Below are 21196 nucleotides of genomic sequence, written 5' to 3'. Positions count from 1 at the left end.
GATATGAACAAACTTTTTTTCATCCTTGGCATCACATTTTTAGCCGCATGTTCAGGAAATAAAGAAACTGAAAAAGCAGCTACGGAAACAAAAACTGAATCCGTTGCACAAACCAAACAATACGCCTGTCCGATGAAATGCGAGGGCGACAAAAAATACGACCAGGCGGGCAAATGTCCCGTTTGCAAAATGGACCTTGAAGAAGTAGCCATGGTAGAGGGTGAAGCGGACTCTACAGGGCATAGTCATTAGCTGTTAGCTGTTAGCTGTTAGCTGTTAGCTGTTAGCTGTTAGCTGTTATAACAAGTTAATAATAAGACACTTAGTTCATCGTGTTTTTGAAAATCAGTCTTAAATAAAATAAACTTATGAAAACCAAGCTTATATCATTTCTAGCCATATTCCTTTTCGTCCTTGGTACTGCGCAAGCGGAGGGTGATAAGGAAGTGAAAATTAAGACCTCGGCTATATGCGAAATGTGTAAAGCACGCATTGAACGCAATCTGGGTTTGTCAAAAGGAGTTAAAGAATCGAATCTGGATTTAAACGATAAGGTAGTGACAGTAAAATACAATCCAGCCAAAACGACTCCGGACGCAATTAAAGCTACTATCATAAATACCGGCTACGACGCGGACAATTTACCGGCGACTCCTAAATCATACAACAAACTGCCTGATTGTTGCAAAAAAACTGCCGCTAAACATTAAGTCATTTTAACATTTCTTATGAAATTCCCTATCATTTCTGCTTTGCTTGCGCTTCCGGTTTTGCTGGTCCCTTCATTGACGCTTGCCCAACATGACCATATGAAGACCTCCCATCCAGCACCAAAAAGCACTCAGACTGGCATGGAAGATCATAGCAAGCATATGAACAATATGGAAAAGCCAGACTCCATGGCTCACCATATGACGCATAGTTTCTCGTTAAGTCTGCCCATGAATCGGAACGGTTCTGGTTCCGGTTGGCAACCCGACGAAACTCCTCTATATGCTTATATGAAGCATCTTAAGAAGTGGAATTTCATGGTACATGGTTCTGTTTTTGCCAGATATACGGCTCAAAATTTCAACAATTCATCCTTTCGGGGTTCGGCTCGTGAGTTCAGTTTTCCGAGTTGGTTGATGGGAATGGCACAGCGACAAATTGGTAAAAGAGGCCTCTTCTCTTTCCGGGCCATGCTCTCAGCAGATCGTCTTTTGGATGGCGGATCTGGATATCCCCTTGTTTTTCAATCGGGTGAAACCTGGCAAGGAGTGCCTTTGATAGACCGGCAGCATCCTCATGACCTGTTTTCTGAACTTTCCATTGCATATACGCATCGCATTAACAAGAAAATGGATGTGACGATATATGCCGGATATCCCGGTGAGCCTGCATTGGGTCCAACTGCGTTTATGCATCGTATGTCGGCGTTCAACAATCCGGACGCTGCTCTGGGTCACCATTGGCAGGACGCAACGCATATTACTTTCGGAGTTGTGACGGCAGGAATCCGATATGGCAAATTCAAATTGGAGGCATCCAGTTTTACAGGACGCGAACCCGATGAAAACCGCTATAATTTTGATAAACCGTTGTTTGATTCGTATAGCGCCAGATTGTGGTTCAATCCCAATGCAAACTGGGCGATTCAGGTTTCAAGAGGTTTTATCAAGGATCCGGAAGCGATCCATGTCAATGATGATATAAACAGGACGACTGCTTCCGTTCAGCACTCAGTGCGGTTATATGGCGACAACCGCTGGATTTCGTCTAGTATTGTTGGCGGTATGAACGAACACGAAGATCATGAAAGAGAATATTCAGCGCTGGCCGAATCGAATTTACAGATTGACAAATGGGGCTTTTATGGACGATACGAATGGGTTCAGAAAAGTGCTGAAGAGTTAAATATCGCCTGGTTTGACCATACCGAAAAAGACTTGTTTCCCATCTCGGTGATTTCTGTGGGAATCAATCGTCAGATCCTTTCTTTTAAAAATACATTGTTACAAGCTGGTATTCAGGGAAGTCTTCATTTTAACGAATCTCAGCTAAAACCAACTTACGGCGATACTCCTATTTCCGGTCAGGTATATCTTAGAATTACTCCGGCCATGGTGAATATGTGGTAGTTCCGGGTTTCCGATCGTTCCTAATTTTCAGGTCATTCACGGTTCGTGGGCATATTCTCTTTACTTTTACGCCCGATATAAAAAAGCGACAACGATCTTGGCCTGGTACCATACTTATTTTCAGGGATTGCCTCAACGTGCGTGGAAAATGCACCAGGAGGAAGAATATACAGAATACGAAGTTGATTTTCTGCGCGATGTGCTGGAAATCGAAGAAGGAAGCAGAGTGTTGGATCTTCTTTCCGGATATGGCCGCCATGCCATCCCGCTTGCCAAGTCGGGGTGTCAGTTGACATGTATCGATATATCTTCCGAATATTGCGACGAACTAACAAAAGCGGCGCATAAAAACGGACTTGATATTGAAGTGATATGCAGTGATATAATCGATTATGAGTTTGCAGATCAACAGTTTGATGCAGCGTATTGTTTCGGAAACAGCTTCAGCTTTTTCCCACGAAAAGACTTAACGCATTTTGTAGAAAAGATATCCGCAAGCCTGAAGTCAGGAGCATATTTTACAATTCATACCCAAAACCTCGCTGAAACTGTGTTACCCGATTTCCAGGTGAGAAACTGGATGCCGGTTGATGAGGATATTACTTACCTCGCCACAAACGAATACAATGCACTAGAGGGCTGTATCGACTCTGAACAGACGTTTATTTCAGGAACGGAGAAAGTGACGCATATGGTCAAACAATACATCTATTCCCTCGCCGAACTAAGTGCAATTTTCGAAAAAGCTGGTTTTGAAACAATAGGAGCCTATTCCAGCATCGAGGCAGATCCGTTTACGTTGGGTGATGAACATCTATATTTACTTGCCCGGAAAATGTAAAAACAAAAAGGTTTCCGATCAGTTTCGTACGGCAAACCAATCGCATGACTGGGCATCTCCGAGCATCTCCTGACGAGACCTTTTCGTTCAATGTGGAAGTTTCGGGCGAAGTAAACCATATACCCAGGTTCCAGCGATCGCACTCAAAAAGGTGACTATAACCGACAAATATCCAGCGCCGATTTGGGCAAACAATGGACCCGGACAAGCTCCGGTTATGGCCCACCCAATTCCGAAAAGTAACCCGCCAAAAATCTGGCCTTTATCAAAAGTCTTATCAGGAATAGATATGCGTTCTCCATCGCGGGTTCTAATATCAAATTTTTTGATGAGCTGTACCGAGATGAGTCCTACAGCCACTGCTGAGCCAATCACGCCATACATATGAAACGAGTCAAAGCGGAACATTTCCTGAATACGAAACCAGGAAACAATTTCAGCCTTTACAAATACGATTCCGAATAGTACTCCGACAATCAGGTACTTGAAATTTGCAAAAAAGCTTTCTCTATGACTCTGCTGGTTAGTACCGTCAAAACAATCGATACCTTCCTCCGATCCTGACTTTTCTACTATCTCCGATGAATTTATCATGTCAAAATTTTTCAATGTTATTTCACTAAGTCAAGCAAAATGGGCAACAAAAAATGGGTGCAAACCAGTCCTCCCACCATAAAACTGATAGTTGCGATCAGCGATGGAATTTGCAGATTCGAAAGGCCCATGATTGCATGACCTGATGTGCAACCTCCGGCATATCTCGTTCCAAAACCCACTAAAAACCCACCGAGAACCAGAAAAATAAGTCCTTTTAAAGAAAGTATATGAGACACAGCAAACAGATCCGCAGGCATCAAGGAACTGAAATCTGTAATTCCCATTGACGAGAGTACTTGATGCGTAGCGGGTGCAATAACCATCGCATTCGGATCCGCCAAGAAGGACACCGCAAGAAAGCCGCCGATAGCGATACCTGTCACAAAGAATAGATTCCAGATACCCTTGTGCCAGTCATATTTGAAAAATGGAATATTGGCAGGAATTGCTGCGGCACAGATATGCCTTAACGCGGATGAGATTCCAAAAGATTTGTTTCCCAATAATAGTAAAACCGGAACTGTGAGTCCGATCAGCGGTCCGGCCACATACCACGGCCATGGCTATCGAAGTGCTTCGATAAATTCAATAATTTTTTAGAAGTCAGCGATTAGGTGTTAGCGATTAGTCCAAATGGGATTTATTTTATTTACCTTAAGTGGACTGATGGTGCTTTCAAAAGTCCATTTATGACTGTTGCGCGGTAGTCTAGCCCTTTTATTTTTTTTTGTTCTAAACGCAGGGTTAATGGAGTTTAACGCTGAATTCGCAGTAAAAAAAACGCAGCGATCTCTGCGTTAAACTCTTATACATCTGCGTGAGCCATTTCAAACAGAAACTTCAGTTGTAACATCAACTCCTGCCTTCTGAATCGCCCCGAATCCACCTTCAACATTTGCTATATCGTCAAATCCGCGTGATTTCAATATTGAGGCAGCGACCATTGATCGATACCCTCCGGCGCAATGAATAAACATTTTTCCACTTCTGGGAAATTCTCCCATTACGTCATTGATATAATCGAGCGGCAGGTTCAATGCTCCGGCGACATGTCCTTCAGCAAATTCATTGGGTTTCCGAACGTCTATAATTGTATCTTTTTCTGCGTCGATGTCCATCAATTGACCGGCAGGGACGTTTTCAATGGTATCCACTTCCTTTCCCGCCTTTTGCCATGTTTCGAATCCCCCTTCGAGGTATCCGATCGTGTGATCATAGCCTACTCTCGCCATCCGGGTAATCACCTCTTCCTCGGATCCTTCATCTGCAACCAGCAAAACATGCTGTTTCAGATCGGGAACCAGTGCTCCCAGCCAAGGTGCGAAACTTCCAACAAGACCTATATTAATAGAATTAGGAATAAATCCTTTCGAGAATTCACCAGCGTTGCGGGTATCCAGAATGATCGCTTCTGTGTGGTTTGCCGCGTCTTCAAAATCTGATGCGGTCAACGCCCTCACGCCTCGTTTCAATACGCTTTCGAAACTTTCAGATCCCTCTCGGTTCATCTTCACATTTTCCGGAAAATATTGCGGTGGTTCTGTCAGGCCAGCTGTCACTTCGGATATAAACTCCTCGCGCGTCATATCAGCTCTTAGCGCGTAATTGAACAACTTTTGATTTCCAATAGTATCCGATGTTTCCTTACTCATATTCTTACCGCAAGCCGATCCAGCACCATGGGCAGGATAAACTATTATGTCATCGGCCAGCGGCATAATTTTACTTCTCAAACTATCAAACAGCATTCCGGCCAGATCAAACTTGGTCAAACTGCTTTTTTGGGCAAGATCTGGCCGACCTACATCACCGATAAACAACGTATCCCCACTGAACAAAGCAGTCGCTTTTTGCTCTTCATTGAACAACAAATAACAAACTGACTCCAGGGTATGTCCCGGTGTATGCAGCAATTGAACCGTTATCCGACCGATTTTAAAAGTTTCCAGATCTTCTGCGATATGTGCTTCAAAACCAGTTACCGCATTCGGTCCATATACAATTGTTGCTCCAGTTTTCCTGGCCAAATCCACATGCCCTGACACGAAATCTGCATGAAAATGAGTCTCGAAAACGTATTTTATCTTTGCTCCGTCTTTTTCTGCTCTCTTGATATAGCCACCCACCTCACGAAGAGGATCGATCACCGCTGCCTCCCCGTCCGACTCAATATAATAGGCACCCTGAGCCAGGCATCCTGTATAAATTTGTTCAATTTTCATAAGTTCCAATAAGATCTTCCCTTTTGTTATCTGCCCGCAATATTTAAAAAGCATCGTAACGACTATCTACTCTGCATTAAAAAACTCGTTTATCAGAATATAAATTCCCGATACAAAAAGCCGTCGGATAAATCAGCTTTTACCACAAAAGCAAGACCGTTTCCGAAACACGAGGTTTCATTTACAGAACGTCCGGAGTAATCACAATAGTCCCTCCGGACGGTCAAATTTACCCAAATAGCGCGAACGTCTGATGTATTCTTATAAATACAACTTAAACTTTTACCAATTTCCAACCGCCCAGTCTGAACCTCCAAATTCCCAGCATAGCCAAGACAGACTCAGCAATAGGTACGGAAGCAAAAACGCCTATTGGCCCGAGACCAGCGATTATCGCCAATGTATATGCCAGTGGAATTTCTATGGCCCAAAAGCATATTAAATTCAAAACAGTCGGTGTTTTCGTATCCCCCGCGCCGTTTAGTGCCTGGATAATCACCATACCGTAGGAATAGAAGCCGTACCCGAGACAAAGAATCTGTAAAGCCTCCGTACCGGTCAAAATCGCAGCCTGATTATTTGTAAACCAGCCAATGATTTCTTCCGCCCCAAAGATTAAAAATACAGATAAGGCTAATAAAAAAACCAGATTGTACTTCGCACATTTCCATACCGAAATTTCCGCACGGTCAATTTTTTGAGCACCCATATTCTGCCCTACCAAGGTGGCGGCGGCATTCGCAAGACCCCAGGCTGGTAAAAGTGTAAACATAATAACGCGGATCGCTATGGTATATCCGCCAACGACATCGCTTCCAAACTCTGCCAATATCCGCGTCAGGAATATCCAGCTGGCCGATGAAATAAGAAACTGACCGGCGCCTCCTGCTGCTACTTCGACAATGGTTTTGACAGTCTCCAAATGCGGGCGAAGATCCTTCAACGTAAAAGAAAGCGATGATCTTATTAAAGAAGTCAGCTGATATGCAACTCCGAGCGAGCGACCAATCACAGTCGCGATCGCCGCGCCTGTCACTCCGAGCTCGGGCATTGGGCCAAGACCAAAAATCAGGATTGGCCCCAATATCATATTCATTCCGTTCGCGATGATCAGCGAACGCATGGCAGTAGATGCTGATCCCGCACCACGTAGTGCACCACTGAGAGAATAGAGCAATATGACTACCGGACTACTTAAAAACTGGATACGGGCAAATGTCGTCCCGGTCGCAATGACTACGTCATCGGCTCCCATGATACGCAATATATCACCCGCCCAAAATCCACCAACAAAAGCTGTTATAGACGAAATCGCCAGGGATATTAATATTACTTGCCCAATAGCTCTACGGCCCTCCTGCGGATTCCCCTCACCTACCCTTCTGGCGATGACAGCCGTTGCGGCTGTACTCAAACCCATTGCAATGGAGTAGATAATAGTAATAACCGATTCGGTCAAGCCGACGGTTGCAACGGCCTCAATACTAATTTTGGATACAAAAAAGATATCAACAACGGCAAAAAGAGACTCCATGATCATCTCGACGATCATGGGAATTGCCAGTAAAAAAATCGCACGTTTTATACTTCCGGTTGTGAAGTTTTCCTCGCTGCCATTAAGAGCCTGACGAAGAAGTGAAAACCACTTTTTCATGAACTATATTGAATTCAAATATGGAGAATATGAGAGTGTGTCGGTTTAGAGAAGCTTAAACAGAGAATCTGGAAACAACGACAAAAAAACGGAGTGGCTTGGAAGCCTAGTTAAAAACCAACATAGGCATATAGAATTTGGCCAAAGATAATAAACCGGATTTTTATTATTCAAATTAATAGTGGATTTATATAAATCTTAACGGTATATTCACTGAGGGCTATAATGAACTTTTGGCGGGTTGATTCCGTTGAAATCTTACGTCAATCCTTAATAATGGCTTTGCGAATAGTTTTGCAAGGGAAGTTTCGAAGAATTTAGCCTTATAAACTGAATAACAAATTCTTGATTGTGACTTTGTGTCTTAGTGGCGTTGATAATTTAAGGATGACCGTTAAAATCGAATTGAATGATTGAAAAGAAAAAATTGCATAGTACTGCCGTGAAGCAGGAAAGAGCTGTGTTGGTAGCGGTGAGTACACAAAAACAGGGTGCTGCAAAAACCCGTGAATACCTTGATGAATTGGCATTTTTGGCCACTACGTTGGGCATCGAAACAGTACAAACCTTCACACAGAATCTCGAAAAACCGGATATCAGGACGTACACCGGTAAGGGAAAACTGGAGGAAATTCAAACCTTTATTTTGGCCGAGCCTGTGGATATGATCATTTATGATGATGATCTGTCTCCTTCACAAGTGCGAAATCTGGAAGCCGTATTTAAGGATGTTAAGGTGATTGACAGGGGATTATTGATCCTGGATATATTTGCAATGCGTGCCCAAACTGCACAATCTAAATTGCAGGTGGAACTTGCCCAATACCAATATATGTATCCCCGGCTGACCCGTATGTGGTCTCACTTAAGTCGTCAGGATGGTGGTGGTGTCGGTATGCGCGGACCGGGTGAAAAGGAACTCGAGACTGACCGTCGTATTGTAAAAGAAAGGATTACTTTCCTCAAGGAAAAATTGGATAAAGTTGACAAACAGAGTATTACCCGACGCAAAGAACGTGATCGATTGGTGCGTGTTGCGTTGGTTGGATATACGAACGTCGGCAAGTCAACACTCATGAAAAGTTTGTCTAAAGCAGATGTGTTTGCAGAGAACAAGCTTTTTGCGACCGTGGATTCTACGGTTCGTAAGGTAAATATGGAAAATATTCCATTTCTGCTGACGGACACAGTAGGCTTCATCCGGAAATTGCCTACAACGTTAATAGAGTCATTTAAGTCGACACTGGACGAAGTTCGGGAAGCGGATATCCTGCTTCATGTGCTTGATATATCGCATGAATCTTTTGAAGAGCATCTGGAAGTAGTGAATAAAACACTGGTAGAAATCGGTGCCGCCGACAAGCCTACTATATTGGTTTTCAACAAAATAGATGCATATAAACCAGCTTTCAATGACAACGAATGGCTGGATGAAGAACCTGAAGGACCGATCACAACAGAACCTTTACTGGATCAACTCAAGAAAAGTTACATCGCTCATAAGGCAGAGAAAGTAGTCTTCATTTCAGCGACTCAAAAAGAGAATATCGACGAGTTGCGGAATACGCTTTTCGCGATGGTAAAAGAGAAGCACTTTGCCATCTATCCAAACTGGCTTGATCTGGGATATACTCCCGTGGAATCTGAAGATTAAAAACTTGCTATTTAATCTGCTTTTAGCCAATTTTGCACCCTGAAAAGATTTCTCCCTCGGAGAAATCTTTTTTTGAGTTGGTATTTCAACTGATAAAATACTTGTTGTCGAGCGCGACCGAGTCGCGTAGACCCCAGCCTAACCTCTGGATATGGGATCGGATATTTTTGACTGCGTAGTTCAACGGATAGAATATTCGTTGTCGTGCGCGACCCCGGCCTAAACTCTGGATATGGGTTCGGAAAATTTTGACTGCGTAGTTCAACGGATAGAATAGGAGTTTCCTAAACTCTAGATATGGGTTCGATTCCCGTCGCGGTCACTTCAAACACTTCAAAGACACGGCTCCCGCCGTGTTTTTGTTCGTTATTTAGAGTCAGAGAGGTTTTGCACCTTTATCATTACACCCATCTTTTTCGCTTAAATCAAAACAATGGTGCTACGAAACTTACCGATAGCAGTATAATTACATAAGAATATCCATACTGCCATTTCAATTCTGGCATGTATTCAAAATTCATCCCATATATTCCAGCGACCAGCATTGGCAGTGAAACACATATGGTGATAATAGGAAGTGTCTTAAAGACTCGATTTTGTTCCAAATCTATCCTATTTGATTTGATATGTATTCTGACAGGTCATTGAGATGCCCCCTCTTTGTTAACGTTAGTTAACGTCTATACTAATATCCACTCACTATTCGCTTTAACATCAAACTTTACAACCAAAATAATAAAGCAACTATATCATTTTCAGCAAGTTAACTAAACATAAAAAATTATCGTTACCCACCGAACACTTAAGCCAATGTTTCGATGAAAAATCACCACCTTTCAACCATTAAACCTTTTCCAGGAATGTGCGTCCAAATACCGAATTTCATTTTAGCACTCAATTCATTTTAATAGCTATGAACGCCATACATAAATTTCGGATTTTAAGCCTCTCGTTGGTGTTGCTTGCCGGGCTTTCGGTTCAGCAACAAGTGGCCGCGCAGCCTGGTGTTTCGATTTCTTTTCAAACTTTTTATCAGGAGCTTTCTCCTTACGGCCGCTGGATCAATAATCCACAATATGGTACCGTATGGACTCCATACGTTGACAATGGTTTCCAGCCTTACTCCACCAATGGTTATTGGGAAATGACGGATTATGGTAATACCTGGGTGTCGGATTACGATTGGGGATGGGCTCCATTCCACTATGGCCGCTGGTCTTATGATGACTACTCGGGCTGGTTCTGGATTCCGGGTTACGAATGGGGACCTGCTTGGGTAAGCTGGCGTTCGGGCGGTGGATATTATGGTTGGGCTCCGATGGGTCCCGGTGTAAATATCAATGTGTCGATCAATATCCCTTCTTTCTGGTGGGTGTTTGTTCCTCAAAGATATATGTGTACTCCAAATTGGCACAATTACTGGGTTCCGCGTAATCGCATCACCCATATATACAACCAGACTACGATCATTAACAACTACTACCGGAGCAACAACCGGGTATATGTAGCGGGTCCGCGCCGCGATGAGTTGGCATATGTTACGAGACGGGAAATACCTGTGCGTCAAATCGATAACAGTAGAAGAGGCCGGGTGATCGTTGCATCAAACAGCCGCGGCAATGACGGCTATAATTCAAGAGAGAACTATAATAGCAGACAAAACAATACGGAGTACCGGAATGAAAACCGCAGAGTGGACGCAGGGAGAACTCCTGACCGAAACGACAACAATAACCGTGGGAACCGCGGTGGCTTTTCAAATGACCGGAGCGCAGATCCGAATAGCAACAGAACAACGCCATCTGATTACAATGATCGGTCTGCCAACAGAGGCGGAAGCCGCGGTGACTACTCAACCGAGCGTGAGAACAACAGAACAAGCGTTCCCGATTACAGCAACCGTTCAGAGAACAGAAGCTCAAATCGTGGTGGCGGATATCAGCCGGCGGAAAGTCCTACTGGAAACCCTTCAGTGAACAGAGATAATAACCGTGGTCAGCAGCCCTCTCCTTCTCCCGCTCCGAGTTACAGAACGGAAAGAAGTGAAAGATCATCCGGTGACCGAAATTCAGATTTTGGAAGAGGTCAGCAGAGCGCTCCTTCTGTGAGATCGGCTCCGGCAGAAAGAAGTGCTCCTTCACAAAACCAAAGAAGTAGCGGGCAACCTTCCGGAAATTCTGGAGGATCAAGATCCGGTGGTTCAGAAAGAGGAGGCAGATCTCCGCGTTGATAATTAAGATTTCAATAATAAGGCCCGTTAAGAATCCTAACCCTTCTTAACGGGTCCTTATTTTTTAGTGGAATTGGCTACTCTAAACCCCGGATTTATGCTATTTTTAAAGATATTATAAATCCTGACCCACTAATGGAAATACAGTTTGACATAGAGTTTAAAGAGAGTGCACCCAAGTACATTCAAATCATCAAATCAATTCTGCAAGCCATCAGTAAAGGCAAGCTCAAGCGAGGGGATAAAATCCCCTCTATCAATCAGTTAAGTGAAGAGTACCTGCTTTCAAGAGATACCGTTGAAAAAGCATATAAGCATTTGATTAAAGACGGAGTATTGATTTCCGTTAGAGGTAAAGGATATTTTATCAATCGGGTGGATATCGAAAATACGTTGAGAGTTCTGTTGGTTTTTAACAAAATCAGTAATTACAAAAAGCAGATCTATAATGCGTTTATGGAAAATCTGGGACGCAATGTGAACGTAGATTTACACATACATCACTCCAACATCAATATTTTTAAGAACCTGATCAAGAATAGCATCGGCGAATACGACTACTATGTCATCATGCCCCATTTCTATGAAAAGGCAGAAGAAGTGATTGAAGTTTTGAAACTGATCCCGCCTGAAAAATTGATATTGCTGGATAAGGATATTGATTTAAACAGCAAAAAGCATTCTTGTGTATATCAAAATTTTGAAAAAGATATCGTTTCAGCGTTAAACGAGGCTGATGAACTACTCAAAGATTACACCAAACTTATATTGATTTTTCCGACGCTAATCCTCTATCCAAAAGAGATTATCAAAGGCTTCAGGGTATTTTGTATCCAACAGGAAATCGAACACGAAATTATCTACGATTTTCAGGAAAGCAGTCGGGTTGTGAAGAATGCGGCATATGTTGTGATTGAGGAAAACGATTTGGTATTGCTGATCAAAAAATGCAGAGAGCAGCAATTAACAGTGGGTAAGGATATCGGGATTATTTCATATAATGAAACACCGTTAAAGGAAATCCTGCTCGACGGTATCACCACAATATCTACAGATCACGAACAAATGGGAAAAACCGCAGCCGAACTGATCAATGAAAACAAAAGGGCCGTAATCAAAAACCCATTCACGCTCATCAAACGCAAGTCCCTATAAATAAAGAAGTGGCCCTAAATGAGCCACTTCCTAAATACAATGTTCTAAAATTGGAACGCTGGTTCGGCTAAAGTACCTTAATCCATCCGGTCCTTTTCAACATTACTTTTGCTAAAGGCCAGTCGCTACCGTCACCCGGCCACGCTCGTTGATCAGTTCGTCACGCACTTTCAGACTTCTGAACAAACCAATGGTATCCAATGCACCACCACTCAGGCGGGAGGCTTCTCTCACCAAAGGTCTCACGTCGGTACGGAAAGCGTTTTGTAGAATCTGCTGAGCTAAAACCACGTCATTTTGTAGTCTTGCCTGTTCCAATTTCTTTCGGTCAACTAACAGCGCCTGCGCATAAGATATCAATATTGCATCGACCGATTGCAGCAAATCCTCCAATGGGTCCTTCACATTATGGCTCGCATCAATCATCCAAGCATAACTATCACTACCTCTATTTGCCCGACTCATTCCTTCCACCAACTCCACGAAAATCAGGAATAACATATAAGGTCTGATACTTCCTACAGTAAGGTCGTCGTCCCCATATTTGGAGTCATTGAAATGGAAACCGGCCAAACGACCTTCCATCATCAATGTAGCCACAATCTGTTCGATATTCGCATTTGGCAAATGGTGGCCAAGGTCTACCAGCACATCAGCTTTCGGCCCCAGTTTTTGACAGAACAATAAAGAACTCCCCCAATCCTGAATAACTGTGGAATAGAAATTAGGCTCATATGCTTTATATTCAACATAAACCTTCCAATCGTCCGGCAAAGCGGCATATATTTCCTGCAACGATTCCAGCGTATTTTGGAAAGCCCTCACAAAATTGGACTGTCCCGGAAAGCATGAGCCGTCCGACAACCAAATCGAAAGCGCCTTAGAACCCAGATCCTTGCCATATTTGATTACTTCGATATTATGATCGACCGCCTGCTTACGCACCTTGGCGTCGACATGGGAGAGCGATCCGAATTTGTAGGAAAGCTCCTGATCTTTCTGATCCTGAAACGTATTGGAATTTACTGCATCAAATTGCAAATTGAGAGAGGATGCTAATTGAATAATCGACTCGGCTCTTTCAGGTATATCCCATGGAATATGCAGTGAAATAGAACCGCTGGATCCATTCAACGCATGCAGCAAACCAACATCTTCAATCTTTTCTTCCAGAGAGCGCGGCTCGCCGGATCCTGAAAAACGCCCAAAACGCGTCCCACCGGTTCCCAATGCCCAGCTTGGAATAGCTACCTGAAAAGCTTCCAACGCTTTCACTATATCGATTGCGTTGATTCCCTGCTCTGCCAGCTGTTCTTTCAGAAATATAAACTGATTATTATGTCTTGAAAAAAAGCCATCATTGTACTGGTCAATCTGATATTGCTCTAGTCTCATGATTGTAAATATTGAATGAGTGAATTGCGAATGAGCGAATATGGCTCATTCTGTAACCTGTGCCGAGATCCTTTTATCACGAAATTGTTTATATCGCTTTGTCGGTAGTACCAGACCGGCATTAAAGATAAAGCCTGTTACCACCAGGATGATAACAGGCTTTTCATTACTGATTTTTTATCTGACAAAGGCAGCCGGCACACCGCCATCCACGTTGATCACGTTTCCGGTGCTTTTGCTCAGCAATCCGCTTACGAATACATAAACACCATTGGCGATATCCTCCGTATGGATTTCCGCATTCAAAACAGTGCGTTTTGCGTAGTATGCAGGCAATTCTTCCACTTTGATACCATATGCTTTGGCACGACCAGCAGCCCAGCCACTTTCCCAAATCTTACTTCCCGCAATAACTGCATCCGGGTTCACCACGTTCACGCGGATTCTGTCCGGGCCTAATTCTGCTGCCAGCAGTCTTGTCATATGTTGCTGAGCCGCTTTTGCAGTTCCATATGCCACGTTGTTCGGCCCAGAAACCAATCCATTTTTACTCGCAATATTTACGATATCACCACCTAAACCCTGTTGGCGCATAATCGCTACCGCATCCTGAGAAACCAGAAACTGGCCTTTTACCAATACATCCTGCAAAATATCCCAGTCTTTAATAGTAGTATCCGCCAAAGGTTTCGAGATCGATAATCCTGCACAGTTTACTATGATATCAACTCCTCCGAAACGAAGTTTTGTTTTCTTGAAGGCTTCCGAGATCTGATCTGCATCCAAAACGTTCGCATTGGCTGTGTCTGAAAAGTCTTTTCCAAATGTTGCATCAAACTCAGCCTTAGTTTCAGCAAGTGCTTTTTCGTCGATATCAGATATAACAACGCAGGCTCCCTCCTGTAAAAATTTAAGCGCTATTGCCTTACCGATACCACCTGAGCCACCCGTTACCAAAGCAATTTTACGTGAAACAGATTTTTCTTTTGGCATACGTTGAAGCTTCGCTTCTTCCAGCAACCAATATTCGATATCGAAAGCTTCTTGCTCCGGAAGAGATACATATGAAGAGATCGCTTCCGCACCTTTCATTACATTGATCGCATTGATGTAAAATTCCGCTGCAACACGCGCAGTTTGCTTATCTTTTGCAAAAGAGAACATACCAACTCCCGGCAACAAGATAATCACCGGATTCGGGTCGCGAACTGCCGGGCTGTTATCATGTTTACATCTGTCATAATATGCCTGATAGTCGGCGCGATATGCCTCAAACTGAGGGCGGATCTGATTCAAAATCTCTTCGCTGCTTTCTTCCAGTTTTTCAAAAGGCAGATCCAATACCAACGGACGGATTTTCGTACGAAGGAAGTGGTCAGGGCAGCTGGTTCCCAGAGGAGCAAGTTTTCCCAAATCATGACTTCCGGTAAATTCCAATACTCGAGCGTCATCCGTAAAATGACCAACCATCATTTGCTTGGCAGAAGCCAATCCACGTAGATATGGAATCACTTTGGCGGCGATTTCCAAACGACGCTCCGGAGCTTCAGCTTCCAGTTTTTGCCCACCGAATACCGGACGTTTTTTGCCATAATTTTCAGCAAGATATTCCGATGCTCTTTCGATGGTATCAAGGGTATTGATATAAGATTCATAGGCAGTATCACCCCAGGTGAACAATCCGTGCCCACCCAATACGATACCCCTGATACCCGGATTTTCAGCAAGGGTTTGTTCCAGTTTCAGACCCAGGTCGAAACCAGGACGTTGCCAAGGCACCCACGCCAGTTCTCCGTTAAATAACTCTTTTGTGATCGCCTCTCCTTCCTTCGATGCTGCGATAGCGATCAAAGCGTCAGGGTGCAAGTGATCTATATGCTTGAAGGGAAGCAGTCCATGAAGCGGCGTATCGATAGACGGTGCCTTTGATTTAAGGTCGTAGATACAGTGATTGAACAACTCAACCATCTCATCTTCAAACTCAAGCCCTCTGTAAATATTCTTAAGACTATGCAGACGATCCTGATACAAACCTGCAAGCCCACTTCTTGTTAAAGTACCAATGTCTCCTCCTGAACCCTTGATCCACATTACCTCCACATCGTTGCCTGTCAGCGGGTCTTTTTCAATGGTTTTACAACTCGTGTTCCCCCCTGCATAATTTGTGAGTCTCAAGTCAGCGCCAAGTAAATTGGAGCGATACAGAAGAAGTGCAATTTGGTCATCCCCCAGAGACGCTGCTTTGGCATCGTCCCACAGATAACTTACATACTTATAACTGTCAGTGTTAACATTGTTCATATTTTTCTTTCTTTAATCTTATTTTAAATTGAAGGCAGTATATGTAATTTTTTGAATTGATTAACTCTTTGAGTAATTAATACTACGTTGCAAGAATAGAAAACTTATGATAACTGACCGTCCTGTGGTATCCTGTCTATTTATTTAATTACTTTTCCAAGATACTGATACCCAAAAAATTAGCATACAACGCGCGTTTCCAGGCGAAATATGCTAATTAGAACCAACATTTTTTTTTCAGGCCGACTTTCACTTCACAAGTCATATTCTAAAACGGGCATTGCTGATATTTATTTCCAAAGCAGCCCCATGTTGTAAAACATGAACGCGTAAATATCTGCCTGTGTTTCCAACGCTTTTTTGGTATTACTCGCCCCATGACCAGAATTGGTATCTATCCTAATCAACAATGGATTGGTCGATGATGCTCCTGCTTTTGCCTGTAATTCTGCAGCATATTTAAAAGAATGCGCGGGAACCACGCGATCGTCGTGGTCAGCAGTCGTGATCAAAGTTGCAGGATAGTTTATGCCACTTTTGATATTGTGCAAAGGAGAATATCCATAAAGCATTTTGAATTCTTCTTCGTTGTCGCTGCTGCCGTAATCAGCAATCCAGTTCCATCCAATCGTAAATTTATGAAAACGAAGCATATCCATTACTCCTACGGCCGGAAAAGCAACTTTGAAAAGGTCGGGACGCTGATTCATCACTGCTCCGACCAAAAGCCCACCGTTTGATCCTCCCTGCACAGCCAGATAGGACGGCGAAGTGTACTGTTCTTTAATTAAATACTCGGCACAGGCAATGAAATCGTCGAATACATTTTGCTTTTTGAGTTTCATACCTTGCTCATGCCAAATCTCCCCGTATTCGCCTCCTCCACGCAAATTCACTTGCACATATACTCCACCCTGATCCAAAAAGGGGATTCTGGTCGGACTGAAAGAGGGGGTCAGACTAATATTGAAGCCACCATATCCATATAGTATGGTCGGATTGGTTCCATTTAGTTTTAATCCTTTCCTGAAACTGATAAAAGCGGGCACTTTCGTTCCGTCTTTGCTTGCATAAAATATCTGCTTGGTCTCATAATCCTCAGGTTTAAAAATTACTTCCGGCGCTCTGAAAACAGACGATTTACCAGAGGCAATATCATATCGAAAAATAGTTGGAGGGTAGGTGAATGATGTAAATGTGTAGAAAACGAACTTATCATTTTTCTCCCCATCAAATCCTCCTGCACTTCCAAGACCCGGCAGTTCTACCTCCTTTTGAAGTTTTCCATCCAAATCATAAACATATATCCGAGTTGTGACATCCTTTGAATACGAAGCAAACAATTTACCACCAGCGGAACTGACGCCTTGAAGCGGTTCTGGTTTTTCCGGAATAAAAGGCTTCCACTGTTTGGTCTTCATATCGTAAAAAAGGACCTTCCCGTTAGGCGCATTTTCGTTGGTTTCGATCAGAAACCCGCCTTCAACATCATCTATCAGATCGAACTTAAAATCAGTAATCTCTTCCTGTATGGCAACGAATTTCGATTCACCTTTTTTCAAAACCCAAAGGCCGTTGCCGTCCTTTCCCTTTCCACGATCACTTACATACAAGGCTGCATATTCCTCATCTTCCGTTGTGTTTACGGTATGAAATCGCTGCGGATTAGCTTTGTCTTCAAATATCAACTTGTCGTCCGACTGTGCTGTGCCGACTGTATGATAAAATACCTGATGGTTTTCATTTTTCGCAGCAAGTGCACTCCCGTCAGGCTTGGGATAACGGCTATAATAAAAACCATTGCCTTGCCAGGCCGCTCCGGAAACTTTCACCCACTCCAGTTTATCGGATAGCATTTTGAGAGTTTTCATATCCATAATCTGATATTCCTGCCAGTCCGAGCCTCCTTTCGAAAACCCACAAACCGCATGATCACCACTTTTTGACAGATGAAATAAGGTAAGCCTTGTGGTGCCATCAGGTGAGAGCTGATTGGGATCAATTATTATCTCTGTCTTCCCATCTATAGCCTTCTGTCTGTACAATACTGCCTGGTTTTGGAGGCCGTCATTCTTGTAAAAATAAAAATAGTCCCCCTTTTTGGTTGGGGCAGAGTATTTGGGATAGTTGTACGCTTTCTCCAAATCTGAAAAAATTTTCTTTTTAAAAGGGATTTGATTCAAATAGCCAAAGGTTACTTCGTTCTCCGCTTTTACCCAGGCTTCTGTTTCAGAAGATCGATCGTCTTCAAGCCATCGGTAAGGATCGGATACGGAGTTACCGTGGTAATTATCAGTGTGTTCTACTTTTTTGGTGTTCGGATAAGTGATCGTTTGACTTTGTCCGTCAGTCGATAAAATAGTTGCAGAAAGTACAGTCATTATCTTTAAACAGGTTTTCATATATATATTTTTGGTACCGTTTCACTCAATTCCAACATTCAATTCCAATTAATTTCATTGCATTTTACCAAACAAAATGGTAAATCGCCAGTAATTATTTTTACAACAAGAATGACTCACCCCCTGTCGATATTTCACTCATATAGCCTCAATGGTTATCAGATTGAATATATTTTGAACGTCACTTCATCCAAATTTACACTAAGTCTGACATTTTACTCCTAACTGCTGTTGTAATGATCCGCCGAAGTTCATTAAGCTGCGTGCTGTGTTTTTTCGTTTTCTCTCTGAGCCTTATTGCAGTAGCTCAGGCCGGTTCGTACCCAGAGCGTTATGATTTCAAAAACGGCATTCTTGATCTCAGATCACATGACGTTGAGAATGTACCCGTTGCGCTTCAGGGCGACTGGCAATTCTATTGGAATCAATTACTACAACCCGACGAAAAGTCCAATGATTTCGAATATAAGCCTTTTCCAAAGTTATGGTCTGATATTAGCTGGAAAAACAGACCTATTCCATCACAAGGCTTCGCGACATATCGTCTTACCATATATCTTCCTCCCCACCGTACCAATCTTGCCCTACTTTTACCTGACGTCTATACGTCATGCAAACTGTTTGTCAATGGTCGGATGATTGCCAAAACAGGAGAACCGGGCACGAGCGAGGCAACTACGAAACCCTATTGGAACACAAAGGTTCGACCCATTCACATCAACTCCGACACACTAGATCTGGTTTTACAAATAGCCAATTTTTCGCATCACCGCGGGGGGGCATTCAAAAACATCATTATTGGAAACCACTACCTTATCGATAAGGAACGATCGCTAAATCAGTTTTTTGATATCTTCCTATCCGGAGGAATTTTCATGGGAGGGTTATTTTTTCTGGGCCTCTACCTTTTCGGGCAGCACGACAAGCCTATCTTGTATTTTTCATTGTTCTGCGTAGCCTACAGCTATAGAATAGTGGGTACGAGTCCGTACTTTCTGCATGACGTTCTCCCCTATTTGAACTGGCTGTTCTATATACGACTCGAATATTTAACATTGTTTACATCAGTTGCATTATTCGCATTGTATACAAAAGCACTTTATCCGGAAGACGCCCCTCAAAAGGTGCTTTCGATCATGAGTGCAGTTTGTGGTGTTTACGGATTTATCACAATCGTGACTCCCCCACTCGTATTCACGGCTATGATGAACTCATTTCTATTCATATTAATCGGTTATGTTCTCTTTGCAGTTTATATCTACTGGAATGCATTCAGACACAACCGAATCGGGGCAGTTTATTCTCTCGCGAGTTCAGTTTCAATATTTGTTGTTACTGTTGCCGTTATATTGGAATACTATGGGTTGGGAAGCCCTGTTCAGGGCGCGACATTTGTTGGATATATATTCTTCTTTTTCTGCCAGTCACTGATCCTCTCATTCAAATTTGCCTCAACACTCAAAATAGCTAAAGACCGGGCAGAGCAAGGGCTCAAATCGAAAAGCGAATTTCTGAGCACTATGAGTCATGAGATTCGTACTCCTCTTAATTCCGTGATCGGAATCACACATTTGATGATCAAAGAAGAGCCACGACCCGACCAGAAGGCCAGGCTTGATGTAATGCTTTTTTCTGCCAATAATCTGCTGACTGTCGTAAACGACATTCTTGATTTCAGTGCGATTGAGGCAGGGAAAATACACTTTCAAAGTTTTCCGGTAGATCTGCGCCTGCTGTCAGGGAATATCATGTCAGGTTATATGTCATCCCAAACCGGATCTGATGTCAAGTTTTTACTTGAACTTGATCCAAAGCTTCCTGATAAAGTGCTGGGCGACATCACACGTATTTCGCAAGTTCTTGGCAATTTGGTTCACAATGCCGCTAAATTCACCAGTCAGGGATATGTGAAGCTAAAATTGGACGTAAAAAATCTTACTGCAGCTCATGTCACGGTTCGGTTTTCCGTAAAGGATACAGGAATAGGAATTCCCGAAGAGAAACAACAACTCATTTTCGAGCGTTTCACTCAGGTTGACTCGTCAACATCCCGTGGTTTTAGTGGTACCGGCCTCGGGCTTGCTATTTCGAAACGTTTGCTTGAGGCTCAAGGCATCGAGCTTGAATTGGAAAGCCGGGAAAACGAAGGCTCTGAATTCCATTTCACTCAGACTTTCGAAATTTCACTCACGAAAGAACCTGATGTACAAATACTGCTGCCGGAAATGGAAGCTAATTCTTTAAAAGGAGTGCGAGTATTGATTGTGGAGGACAACAAAATGAATGTGCTGGTTCTCGATAGTTTCCTCAAAAAGTGGGGAGCAACGAGCGATGTTGCCATGAATGGACATGATGGAGTAAACAAATTAGATAAAGCTGTTCATGATATCGTGTTGATGGATCTTCATATGCCCGTAATGGATGGATATGAGGCTATCAGAATACTGAGAGATCGTGGGGAAACCATACCAATCATCGCATTGACGGCGAGTCTCGCACTGGAAACAGAGGACAAGCTTTATTCAATTGGCGCTACAGATGTTATAATCAAGCCTTTCAATCCTGACGAATTGCTAGTAGCTATTCAAAAGTACCTTTCGCGGATTTAATACTAGCTACACCGGA

Annotated in this window: 16 protein-coding genes and 1 tRNA gene; 9 read left to right on the top strand and 8 right to left on the bottom strand. The window is 43.1% G+C overall.

The window, feature by feature from the left end; genetic code table 11:
- Positions 1-3: 3 nt before the first annotated feature.
- From AC1XUD_RS21380 to AC1XUD_RS21365, 4 genes are all read left to right on the top strand, one after another.
- A complete protein-coding gene (locus AC1XUD_RS21380; RefSeq protein ID WP_483363057.1) occupies positions 4-252 on the top strand; it encodes a heavy metal-binding domain-containing protein in 249 nt (82 codons plus the stop codon).
- Positions 253-368: 116 nt separating this feature from the next.
- On the top strand, positions 369-710 hold the full coding sequence (locus tag AC1XUD_RS21375) for a heavy-metal-associated domain-containing protein (protein ID WP_483363056.1): 342 nt from the start codon (positions 369-371) through the stop codon (positions 708-710).
- An 18-nt stretch (positions 711-728) separates the two neighbouring features.
- Positions 729-2120 carry a hypothetical protein gene (locus tag AC1XUD_RS21370; protein WP_483363055.1) on the top strand — a complete coding sequence of 464 codons (1392 nt, stop codon included), beginning with the start codon at positions 729-731 and terminating at the stop codon, positions 2118-2120.
- A 97-nt stretch (positions 2121-2217) separates the two neighbouring features.
- Positions 2218-2961: a class I SAM-dependent methyltransferase gene (locus tag AC1XUD_RS21365; RefSeq protein WP_483363054.1), complete on the top strand. Its 744-nt coding sequence runs from the start codon at positions 2218-2220 to the stop codon at positions 2959-2961.
- A gap of 87 nt (positions 2962-3048) precedes the next feature.
- Here AC1XUD_RS21365 and AC1XUD_RS21360 read toward each other — a convergent pair whose 3' ends face one another.
- From AC1XUD_RS21360 to AC1XUD_RS21345, 4 genes are all read right to left on the bottom strand, one after another.
- Positions 3049-3555 (bottom strand): DUF6691 family protein, encoded by a 507-nt coding sequence (locus AC1XUD_RS21360; protein ID WP_483363053.1) that lies wholly within the window; start codon positions 3553-3555, stop codon positions 3049-3051.
- Positions 3556-3572: 17 nt separating this feature from the next.
- On the bottom strand, positions 3573-4106 hold the full coding sequence (locus AC1XUD_RS21355; RefSeq protein ID WP_483363052.1) for a YeeE/YedE family protein: 534 nt from the start codon (positions 4104-4106) through the stop codon (positions 3573-3575).
- A gap of 279 nt (positions 4107-4385) precedes the next feature.
- Complete coding sequence (locus AC1XUD_RS21350; RefSeq protein ID WP_483363051.1) at positions 4386-5780, bottom strand: MBL fold metallo-hydrolase; 1395 nt, start codon at positions 5778-5780, stop codon at positions 4386-4388.
- A 274-nt stretch (positions 5781-6054) separates the two neighbouring features.
- The gene (locus AC1XUD_RS21345) at positions 6055-7434 is read right to left on the bottom strand and encodes an MATE family efflux transporter (RefSeq protein ID WP_483363050.1); all 1380 of its coding nucleotides are present in this window, start codon (positions 7432-7434) and stop codon (positions 6055-6057) included.
- 409 nt (positions 7435-7843) lie between these two features.
- Here AC1XUD_RS21345 and hflX point away from each other — a divergent pair, with 409 nt between their 5' ends.
- Both hflX and AC1XUD_RS21335 read left to right on the top strand, forming a co-directional pair.
- Positions 7844-9088: a GTPase HflX gene (gene hflX, locus AC1XUD_RS21340; RefSeq protein WP_483363049.1), complete on the top strand. Its 1245-nt coding sequence runs from the start codon at positions 7844-7846 to the stop codon at positions 9086-9088.
- Between the two features lie 250 nt (positions 9089-9338).
- Positions 9339-9410 (top strand) — tRNA-Arg (locus AC1XUD_RS21335).
- Positions 9411-9513: 103 nt separating this feature from the next.
- Here the strand turns inward: AC1XUD_RS21335 and AC1XUD_RS21330 are convergent.
- Positions 9514-9699, bottom strand: coding sequence for a CorA family divalent cation transporter (locus AC1XUD_RS21330; RefSeq protein ID WP_483363146.1), 186 nt, complete (start codon positions 9697-9699; stop codon positions 9514-9516).
- 302 nt (positions 9700-10001) lie between these two features.
- Here AC1XUD_RS21330 and AC1XUD_RS21325 point away from each other — a divergent pair, with 302 nt between their 5' ends.
- Positions 10002-11318, top strand: a complete 1317-nt coding sequence (locus AC1XUD_RS21325) for a DUF6600 domain-containing protein (protein ID WP_483363048.1) — start codon at positions 10002-10004, stop codon at positions 11316-11318.
- 135 nt (positions 11319-11453) lie between these two features.
- A complete protein-coding gene (locus AC1XUD_RS21320; protein ID WP_483363047.1) occupies positions 11454-12473 on the top strand; it encodes a GntR family transcriptional regulator in 1020 nt (339 codons plus the stop codon).
- A gap of 111 nt (positions 12474-12584) precedes the next feature.
- Here the strand turns inward: AC1XUD_RS21320 and AC1XUD_RS21315 are convergent, their stop codons facing one another.
- From AC1XUD_RS21315 to AC1XUD_RS21305, 3 genes are all read right to left on the bottom strand, one after another.
- On the bottom strand, positions 12585-13868 hold the full coding sequence (locus AC1XUD_RS21315) for a sugar isomerase (protein WP_483363046.1): 1284 nt from the start codon (positions 13866-13868) through the stop codon (positions 12585-12587).
- A gap of 177 nt (positions 13869-14045) precedes the next feature.
- Positions 14046-16169: a bifunctional aldolase/short-chain dehydrogenase gene (locus AC1XUD_RS21310; protein WP_483363045.1), complete on the bottom strand. Its 2124-nt coding sequence runs from the start codon at positions 16167-16169 to the stop codon at positions 14046-14048.
- Between the two features lie 290 nt (positions 16170-16459).
- A complete protein-coding gene (locus AC1XUD_RS21305; RefSeq protein WP_483363044.1) occupies positions 16460-18571 on the bottom strand; it encodes a prolyl oligopeptidase family serine peptidase in 2112 nt (703 codons plus the stop codon).
- A gap of 236 nt (positions 18572-18807) precedes the next feature.
- Here AC1XUD_RS21305 and AC1XUD_RS21300 point away from each other — a divergent pair, with 236 nt between their 5' ends.
- A complete protein-coding gene (locus AC1XUD_RS21300) occupies positions 18808-21180 on the top strand; it encodes an ATP-binding protein (RefSeq protein ID WP_483363043.1) in 2373 nt (790 codons plus the stop codon).
- The last annotated feature ends 16 nt before the right edge of the window (positions 21181-21196 follow it).

The organism is Dyadobacter sp. HNCC25DJ184 (assembly GCF_056895215.1).
The sequence above is the reverse complement of the archived record's forward strand: the minus strand, read 5'-3'. Positions and strand labels throughout refer to the sequence as shown.